This is a genomic window from Kitasatospora sp. NPDC058965 (assembly GCF_042741245.1).
Lineage (GTDB): Bacteria > Actinomycetota > Actinomycetes > Streptomycetales > Streptomycetaceae > Kitasatospora.
Window position 1 is genome coordinate 1 of the sequence record NZ_JBHYKG010000324.1, and the last position, 9,124, is coordinate 9,124.

At 76.0% G+C, this 9,124-nt stretch carries 7 protein-coding genes; 2 read left to right on the plus strand and 5 right to left on the minus strand.

The window, feature by feature from the left end; genetic code table 11:
- Positions 1-64: 64 nt before the first annotated feature.
- From ACFW1A_RS34160 to ACFW1A_RS34175, 4 genes are all read right to left on the minus strand, one after another.
- Positions 65-2,095: a serine/threonine-protein kinase gene (locus tag ACFW1A_RS34160; RefSeq protein WP_380416042.1), complete on the minus strand. Its 2,031-nt coding sequence runs from the start codon at positions 2,093-2,095 to the stop codon at positions 65-67.
- Between the two features lie 146 nt (positions 2,096-2,241).
- Positions 2,242-3,405 (minus strand): MFS transporter, encoded by a 1,164-nt coding sequence (locus ACFW1A_RS34165; RefSeq protein WP_380416044.1) that lies wholly within the window; start codon positions 3,403-3,405, stop codon positions 2,242-2,244.
- 76 nt (positions 3,406-3,481) lie between these two features.
- A complete protein-coding gene (locus ACFW1A_RS34170; protein WP_380416054.1) occupies positions 3,482-4,303 on the minus strand; it encodes a tyrosinase family protein in 822 nt (273 codons plus the stop codon).
- A gap of 148 nt (positions 4,304-4,451) precedes the next feature.
- Entirely contained in the window at positions 4,452-5,225 is a 774-nt protein-coding gene (locus tag ACFW1A_RS34175; protein ID WP_380416046.1) for a class I SAM-dependent methyltransferase, read from the minus strand.
- Between the two features lie 124 nt (positions 5,226-5,349).
- Between ACFW1A_RS34175 and ACFW1A_RS34180 the strand changes: the two genes are divergently transcribed.
- On the plus strand, positions 5,350-6,954 hold the full coding sequence (locus ACFW1A_RS34180) for a DUF4132 domain-containing protein (RefSeq protein WP_380416048.1): 1,605 nt from the start codon (positions 5,350-5,352) through the stop codon (positions 6,952-6,954).
- 6 nt (positions 6,955-6,960) lie between these two features.
- Here the strand turns inward: ACFW1A_RS34180 and ACFW1A_RS34185 are convergent, their stop codons facing one another.
- On the minus strand, positions 6,961-7,332 hold the full coding sequence (locus tag ACFW1A_RS34185; RefSeq protein WP_380416050.1) for a VOC family protein: 372 nt from the start codon (positions 7,330-7,332) through the stop codon (positions 6,961-6,963).
- Between the two features lie 194 nt (positions 7,333-7,526).
- Here ACFW1A_RS34185 and ACFW1A_RS34190 point away from each other — a divergent pair, with 194 nt between their 5' ends.
- Positions 7,527-9,077 carry a Na+/H+ antiporter gene (locus ACFW1A_RS34190; RefSeq protein ID WP_380416052.1) on the plus strand — a complete coding sequence of 517 codons (1,551 nt, stop codon included), beginning with the start codon at positions 7,527-7,529 and terminating at the stop codon, positions 9,075-9,077.
- Positions 9,078-9,124: the final 47 nt, after the last annotated feature.

Here is a 9,124-nt window from a genome sequence, read left to right on the forward strand (position 1 = left end):
GCACCGCCCCTTTTTTTTGTTACGGGGACCACCGAGATCTTCACGTGCTAAGTCGTCGGCAGATTCAGATGTGTATAATAGACAGGCGCAGCTGCGTGCGCCAGCCGTCCTCGATCTGCGCGGCCGCGGCGCGCCCCGCCGGGTCGGCGGCCGCGAGCGAGGCGGCGAGGGCGGGGGCGGACTGCGGGCGGGCCGCCGGGTCCGGCTGGAGGGCCTGGACGACCAGGTCGGCGAGGACCGGGTCGAGGGCGCGGACCGCGTCGAGGGCCGCCGGGTCCGGGCCCAGGTCCACGATCTTGCGCATCACTGCCATCGCGCTGGTGCCCTCGAACGGGCTGGCGCCGTGCGCCGCCGCGGCCACGCAGCAGGCCCAGGCCCAGAGGTCGGCGCGGGCGTCCACCGGGCCCTCGCCGAACTGCTCGGGGGCCATGTAGGTCAAGGTGCCCGGGCCGCCGCCGAACTGGGTCAGCCGGGTGCGGTCGACCATCATCGCGATGCCGAAGTCGAGCAGCTTGGGGCCGTCGCTGGTCAGCATCACGTTCGCCGGCTTCAGGTCGCGGTGCACCAGGCCCTCACCGTGCACCGCGCCGAGCGCCTCGGCCAGCGCCAGGGCCAGGGCGCGCAGCGCCGCCCCGTCGCGGAACGGGCCCTGCTCGGCCAGGTGCGTACTCAGCGGACGGCCGTCGAGCAGCTCCATGGCGATGAACGGGATCCCGTCGACCGCGCCGGTGTCGAGCACCCGGGCCGTGTAGGCGCTCGGCACCCGGGCCAGCACCTCGGCCTCGCGCTCGAACCGGAGCAGCAGGTCACCGTCCTCCATCAGCTCCGGGCGCAGCGTCTTCAGTGCGACCTGGGTCGCCGCGCCCTGACGCTGCGCCAGGTAGACGGACCCCATGCCGCCGGCGCCGATCCGGCCGAGCAGCCGGTAGCGGCCGACGGCCTGCGGATCGCCGGGGCCGAGCGGCTTGCAGCGGACCACGGACGCACTCGGTGCGGCGGCGACGGGCGCGGGGCCGACCGGCGCGGGCGGCGTACTCGGCGCGGTGGCCGGCCGGGTGGCGGGCGGAACCACGGGAGCCGGCGGCGCGGCGGCGGACACGGGCGGGGCCGACACGGGCGGAGCAGGCACGGGCGGAGCAGGCACCGCCGCGGCGGGAATCGCCGGCGCGGGCGTGCCGGGCGCCGCGGGCGGCGTCGCCGCCGGGTGTGTCGGTGCCGCGTGCGTCGGTGCCGCGTGCGTCGGCACGACCGGAGCGGGCGCCACGGGCATCGGCGCCACCGGCATCGGCGCCCCCGATCGCGGAGCCACCGGCATCGCCGCAGGTCGCGACTGGTACACCGGGGCCGGTGCGGCGGTCGCCCCCGTTCCCGGGATCGGCCGCGGCGCCACCACGCCCCACGCCGCGTTCAGTCGCCGCGCCGCCAGCAGCGCCAGCGCCTGCCAGAGCGTCAGCATCGCGATCAGCACCGCCGGGAGCAGCAGCACCGCCACCGCCCGGACCGCCAGCTCGGCCGCCGGCAGGCGCCGCAGCCGCGACCCCTCCCAGGTCCCGGACGGCATCCGCACGCTCAGCAGCAGGTAGCGGGTGCGGAACCAGGCACCCAGCCAGGCCGCCGTCAGCCCGGCGCACACCAGCACGGCCGCGGCCCCGCCCGGGTCGCCGCCCCAGAGCGCGGACCACGCCGAGGTCATCGGCCACGGCGGGCTGTGCAGCAGTTGGTGGACGCTCAGGACGTCCTTCCGGTCGGTGTAGGTGCGCGTCACGCCGATGTGCAGCAGCCAGCCGAGGCCCCCGATCACCAGCACGGGCACCAGCACGTCCAGCACGGCGGCCACCCGGTGCGACGGGTACGCCCGGTTGAGCGCGTAGAGGTGCTCCTGGCGGCGCGAGGTGTCGGCCGCGAAGACCTGTCCGATCTCGCGCCGGCGTCCGCTGCTGACCAGCCGGTACCGGAAGCCCCGCTGGGCCCGGACCAGCAGCGCCCAGGTGACCAGGCGGAGCACCACGACGACCAGGAGCAGCCAGACCAGCAGCTGTCCCCACGCCGGATTGTCGAACCAGCCGAACTGCTGCGGTCCCGTAGCGTTGCCCACGCCGTCGTCCCTTCCCCCGTCGATCCGCCCGTGATCTTAGCGGTCCGTCGGATCCGCGCCCCACGGACCGTCAGGTCGGCGGTCCGCCCGTTCCCGACGCCCCGTGCCGCCCGCTCTCGACGCCCCGTGCCGCCGCCCACGCCCCGTCAGGGCCGCGCCGCGCGACCCGTCATCAGCGCCGGCACGGTGAGCAGGGCGGCGAAGGCGGCCCAGGTGCAGGCCGGACCGGTGCGGCTGAGCAGCAGCGTCCCGGCGACGGGCGCCAGCAGCCCGCCCACGCTCCAGCTCAGTCCGTAGAAGGCCATCGCCGAGGCCGTGTCCGCCGGCGCCACCCGTTCGGCGACGACGGCCTGCGCCCGGCCCAGCACCAGCAGGTCACCGACGGTCCACACCGCGGCGGCCGCCAGGAACCCGGGCAGCGAGCGGGCCACGCCGGTGAGCACGAACCCGCCCGCCATCACCAGGTAGGCCCAGCGCAGCACCGCCCGGTCCGATCGTCCCCGCAGCAGCCGCAGCACCGGCGGGACCAGCGCGAGGCCGACCGCCGAGCTGACCGCCAGCACCAGGCCGACCCCGCCCGGGGCCAGCCCGCGGCGGGCCATGGTCAGCGGCAGCACCGAGAGCAGCGCGAAGTAGCCGGTGGTGAAGAGGCAGGCCAGCGCGGTGAGCCGGAGCAGCCGCCGGTCCACGACGCGCGACCGCGACCGACCCCCGCTCCCCCGCCCGCCGTTCCCCCGCCCCGTGGCCGGCCGCACGGTGCACGGCGGGACCGCGACGGCCACGATCGCGGCGGCGAGCAGGCAGCTGGCCGCGTCCGCGAGGAAGAGCCGGCCCACCCCCGCCCCGGCCAGCACCGCGCCCAGCAGCCCGGCGGCCAGCGAACCGGCCTCGATCGCCACGCCGAGCAGGGTGTACGCGGCCGAGCGGTTCTCCGCCGTGGTGTGCGCGACCACCAGCGCGTCGCAGGCCGGCTCGTAGACCTCGAAGGCCAGACCGAGCAGCACCGCCGCCCCGGCGAGGGCCGGCGCCCCGCGCGCCGCGCAGAGCGCGAGCTGCGCGGCCGCGGTGAGCAGCAGGCCCAGCAGCACGGTGCCGCGCGCGCTCCACCGGTCCGCCAGCCGCCCGCCGAGCAGCCGGGACGGCACGGTGGCCGCGCTGAACGCCCCCGCCACCAGCCCTGCCCGTGGCACGCTCAGGTGGCCGCGCTGCACCAGCAGCAGGGTCAGGAACGCGAGCGAGAAGGCGCCCACCCGGTTGGTCAGCCTGGCCGCGCACAGGGCCCAGAAGGCCCGGGGGTAACGGTCTGCCACGCTCGCCTCTCGCCGTCCGCCCGGCCGCGGGCGCGACCGGCCGGACGATCCTGCCGGACGGCACTGACAGGCCGGGTCAGCGGTACGAGTAGCCGAAGTCGGCGATGTCCCGGGTGGTCGGCTCGGTGACCCGCCACGGGTCCAGCACCGCGTCGTCGCCGCTCAGCGACGGGTTCTGGTCCTGGTGGGTGGGGTGCCAGGTCCACCAGAGGCGGTCGATGTTGGCGTGGTGCAGGAAGAAGAGCGGGTCGGCGGCGGCCGTCATCAGGTCGGACATGGTGGCGCCGACCCAGACGTGGACGTCGTCGTGGATCGACTCCAGCCCGTCGACGAAGGTGGTGAAGTCGCCCGCCCCCATCACCGTGTCGAGCGGCGAGGTGATCTGCTGCAGGAGCTGCTGCGAGCCGGGCGAGCGGGTCACCCGGATCACCTGGCCGGTCGGACCGGGGACGATCACCGTGGGCAGCACGGTGGCCAGCCAGGTCGGGACCTGCTGGTCGGTGGTCCAGTCCCAGTACGGGATGGTGACCTCGGCGTGGATCCGGCGCAGCGCGTTCTCCACCTGGTCCAGGAAGACCCGGTGCCAGGGCAGGAACCGCTGGGCGCCCAGGTCGCCCGGGGCGGTGGTCATCCGGTGCTGGTGGTGGTGCATGTCGGCGTGGATCGCCACGAACCGGCCGAGGACGCCGGACTGGTTGATCACGGTGAAGGCGTCGACCAGTCGGGCGCGTTCGGTGGCGGTGAGGTCCTTCTCGTTCCGCCGGACCTTCTGCACCGGGGCGGTGCTGCGCAGCGCCGCCAGGTCGGCGAAGGTGCGGGGGCCGGGGCCGTCGTGCACGGCGGTGGCGTGGGCCAGCAGGTCGGGGTGGGCGAGGGTCGCGAGCTGGTGCTCCGTCATCTGGGTCACGAGGGGCTTCGTTCTCTCGGTCCTGCGGGCGGGCGGGGCTGCCCGCATCTCCAGCAGGATCGGCCGGGCCGGCGGTGATCGCACGCCGGGTTGGGCCGTCCACCTGACGCAGGGGCCGCCCCGGCCGGGCCGGGGATCCTCACTGCTCCGGTCGCCGGAACAGGGCGGTCCACAGGCCCGGCAGCCCGAACCGGCGCGGGTCCGGCCCCGACTCGTCGTGCATCCGGCGCAGCTGCAGCTCCACCAGCGGCAGCGGCCCGTCGACGAAGATCCGGCGCAGGTCCGCGGCGGTGTACCCGAGGCCGCCGTGCAGGGTGCCGTCCCGGTACAGCTGCGCGTCCGGGACCCGGGCGTGGCCGCCGTCCCCGTCGGGTCCGGCGCAGAGCAGCGCCAGGTGCCCGCCGGGCGCCAACAGGCGCTCCACCAGGGCGAGGTAGCCCGGTCGGCGGTGCGGCGGCAGGTAGTGGAAGTAGCCCGAGTCGTAGATCAGGTCGTAGGGCCCGGTCAGCGCCGCGCCGACCGGACCGAAGACGTCGCCGCAGTGGTAGCGCACGCCCAGGTCGCACCCGACGTGGTACTCGAACTGGTCCTGGCGGCTGCGCGCGCGGTCCAGGGCCTCCTGGGACGGGTCCAGGGCGTCCATCGCGTAGCGGTGCATCTGCAGGTACAGGGTGTTGCGGGCGTTGCCGCAGCCGAGGTCCAGCCCGCGCCCGCCCGGCGACGAGCCGAGCACGCCGCGGTCCAGCAGGTCGACCAGGCTCTCGTCGGGGCGCGCCGACCGGAAGGCGGCGTGGCCGCTGCGGTCCACGAAGAAGCCGGTGGCCTCGCGGCCCGTGCTGAACACCGCGTCCAGCAGGTCCAGCAGCTCGCCCTCCGTGCGTGCCGCCCGCCCGTCCCCGTGCTCCTGCGCCATGCCCCGCCGCTCCCTCCGTGCCGTCCGGTCCGGTCCGGTGGACGCTACCGGGTCCGCCCCGCCGGTCGGCGCGCAGGTGTACCGTCCGGGGGACGCGGATGGGCAGCCTTGGGGGTGCGGACCGGTGGGTCTGATCAGCTGGTTCCGGAGCAGGTTCGTGCTCCCCCGGCAGGCCGGGGGCGTTGGCGGGTCGGCCGAGTCGCAGCAGCGCACCCGGGCCCGGCTCGCCGCCCTCCCCGAGGCCTCCCGCAGGGAGCTGGCCGTCGCCCTGCAGCGCCGCGGGCGCGGCCTCCGGTCCGCGGCACCGGACCGGGAGATGTCCGTGCTGCTCGCCGAACTGCCGTGTGCCTGGCAGCCGGAGGACGTGCGGCAGTTGCTCCGGCCGGCGCTGGACGGGGTGGACCCGGACCACCCCACCCAGCGCTGGGACGCGGCGGCCGACACCTGCCTGCTCCTGCCGCTCGCCGCGCTGCGGGCCCTGGAGCCGTCCGAGCGCGAGGAGTTCCACCCGCAGCTGCGCACCGTGCTCACCGTCATCGGGTGCACCGACGGCGAGCCGGCGACGGCGGCGGACCGCACCCGGCTGGCGGCGGAGCTGCGCGGGATGCTGCCGCCGCTGCCGCTCGACGTGGACGCCCTGCTGCCACCCGCCGATCCGTACGCGGCCGCGGTGCGCCGCCGGCTGGGCAGCGCGTTGTACCAGCCGCACGTGCAGCCGCTGCTGGACCTGTGCGCCCGTCCCACCGACGTCCGGCCGCCGTACGAGTGGCTGGGCCGCGCAGGCGAGTTGCTCGGGCTGGACACCGAGCTGCGTGTCGTCCTGCGCGAGTTGCTGGCCGCGGCGGTGGCCGACGGCACGCGGGCGCCCGCATTCGGCGCGCGCTCGGGACAGTTGCTCGGCGCACTGGCCTGGGCCGCCTGCGTGTCGCAGGACGTCAAGGCGATCGGCCGGCTGCACCTCGCGGCCGCCGGTCACGCCCGCACCGCGCTCGACGAACTCGACCCGGGACCGGCCCACTTCGTGCGGGCCGCGCTGGCCGCCCTGGCGGCGCTGACCGGTGCGCCCGGCTCCGGCCAGCACCGGCGCCTGCTCGCCGACCCGAACCCCGCCGTGCGCCGGGCGGCGCAGCAGGCGCTGGGCGAACTGCACGACCTGCCGGCCGGGTTCGACCCGCGGGCACTGAAGGTGCCGGCCGGCCCCTACACGGCGCTCTTCGAGGTCTCGCCGACGGGCGGGGTGCAGCTGCTCTTCCGCAACGAGCGCGGCCGACGGCTGGCCGGGGTGCCCGCCCGGGTGCGCGAGCGGCACCCGGCCCGCTACGCCGCGCTCCGTGCCCAACTGGGCGTGCTGCAGCAACAGTCCGACCGCTACCGGGGCACCCTCGACGAGTACTGGGCGACCGGGCTACCGGTCCCGGCCGCCCGCTGGCTGGCCGCGTTCGAGGACCGGCCGGCGCTGTTCCCGATGGTCACCGCCCTGGTCTGGCAGGCCGAACTGCCGTCGCGCACGGTGCTGGGCCAGGCGTTCCGACCGCGCAACAGCGCCACCTGGGCACTGCGCGACCTGCACCGCGCACTGCACGAGCTCTCCGGCGACACCCCGGTCTCGCTCTGGCGTCCGGACGCCGCCGCGGACCGGGACCTGGTGGCCGCCTGGCGCGCCGCGCTGCGTCGGCGCGGCGTGCGGGAGCAGGCGGTGCCGCAGCTGGCGGGCGAGCCGCGGTCCTGACCCGGACTACTTCTTCTCGATCAGGCAGAAGGGGTGGCCGGCCGGGTCGAGCAGGACCAGCCAGCCCCCGTTCCCGGGCTGGTCCGCGGGCCGGGTCGCGCCCAGCGCCAGCAGTTCCTCGGTGGCGGCGGCCAGGTCAGTGACGTCGAAGTCCAAGTGGAACTGCTGCGGCTGGTCCTGGCCGGGCCACTGCGGGCGGCGGTAGTCGGCGACCCGCTGGAAGCCGAGCAGCAGGCCGGGCCCGCTCAGCAGGCCGGCGAACTCCGCGTCGGACTTCTCGTGTAGCGGCAGTCCGGTCGCCTGCTGGTAGAAGGCGGCGAGCGCCAGCGGGTCGGCGCAGTCCAGGGTGATCGCGCTGAGTTTGAGCTGACCGGGCATCTCGGGTCCCCCAAGGTCACTGGCGTGTCGGTGCGTTGACCCGAAGTCTAGGCGGGCGCCGGGCCCGTCGACGGAGACCGTCAATGAAGCGATAAAATGACCTCAGGTGTGCCGGGAAGACTGGTCGGCTCGGGGGACGGACGCGGCGACAGGACCGCGGCGACCCCGTTCCTGAGCATGGGGTCGTTCAGCCGATGCACGCCGTGGGGATCGTTCTCGTCCTGGTCGTCCTGGCCACCACCGTGGCCACCTTTGCGCGGCGCCTGCGGTTGCCCGCCCCCTCGCTGCTGGTGCTGGCCGGCCTCGGCGTGGCGCTGGTCCCCGGGGTGCCGGCCCTGCGCGTCGCGCCCGAGGTGATCGCCCTGGTGGTGCTGCCCCCGCTGCTGTACGCCTCCGCCGAGGAGCTGTCCCTGCGCGACCTGCGGACCGTCTGGCGGCCGGTGACGGTGCTGGCCTTCGGCCTGGTCTTCGCCTCGGCGGCGGCGGTCGGCTTCGTGGCGGTGGCGGTCACCGGGCTGCCGCCGGCGATGGCCTTCGTGCTCGGCGCGGTGCTCTCCAGCACCGACCCGGTGGCGGTCAGCGCGCTCGGGCGCCGACTCGCGCTGCCGGGGCGGGTGCAGGTGCTGGTGCAGGCCGAGAGCCTGTTCAACGACGCCACCTCGCTGGTGCTCTTCCGGATCGCCGTCGGTGTGGCGGCGGTGGCCGGCGGCACCCTCGACCTGCCGGCGGCGGCCGGGCAGTTGGTGCTGCTCGGCGGGGGCGGCAGCGTGATCGGCGCGGCGTTGGCCGGAGCGGTCGGGCTGCTGCTGCGGCGCACCGCCGATCCGGTGCTGGAGACGGTGATCGCCCTGGTCACCCCCTACGCCGCCTACGTGCTGGCGGAGTCGGCACACACCTCCGGGGTCACCTCGGTGGTGGTCGCCGGGGTGCTGCTGGGCAAGGAGGGGCACCGGTTGACCGACGCGCACAGCCGGCTGCAGGTGAACGCGGTGTACGCGGTGGTGGTGTTCCTGCTGGAGAGCGTGGTCTTCAGCGTGATCGGGCTGGAACTCCCGGCGCTGGTACGGGACCTGCCGGCCGGCACGGGGTGGTGGCCGCTGCAGGCGGCGCTGCTGACGGTGGTGCTGATCGCGGCGCGGGTGCTGTGGACGCTGCCGCTGACCCGCGCGGTGCGCCCGACCCGGGGTCGACTCTCCTGGCGCGTCGCGGGCGTAGTGACCTGGGCCGGCACCCGGGGCGTGATGCCCCTGGCCGCCGCACTGTCGATCCCGCTGGCCGGGAGCGGCGGACTGCCGCTGCCCGGGCGGGCACTGGTGCTGGTGCTGACCACCGCGGTGGTGGTCAGCACGCTGGTGGTGCAGGGACTGACGCTGGCCGCCGTGGTGCACCGGTCCGGACTGGCGCTGGAGCCGGAGCACACCGCGCGCGAGGAGGCGCGGGCCCGGGACGCACTGAACCGGGCCGGGCTGGACCACGTCGAGCAGCTGGCCGGGCTGGAGAGCGTGGGCGAGGTGGCGGCCGACCGGGCCCGGCGCGGCCTGCTGGCCCGCCTGGACCACGCGGACGACGCGGACGGCAGCGCCGACGCGACCGACGCCGAGTACCGCCGGCTGCGCCGCGAGGTGATCACGGTGCAGAACGCCGAACTGCACCGGTTGTACGGGGAACACCTGATCAGCGACGCCACCCGGCGGGCACTCCAGCACGACCTGGACCGCGAGGCGGCAGCGCTCGGGACGCCGTAGCGCGAGCGGTGGCGGCCTGGCGCCCCGCGGCGCCCGGGCGTCGGCCC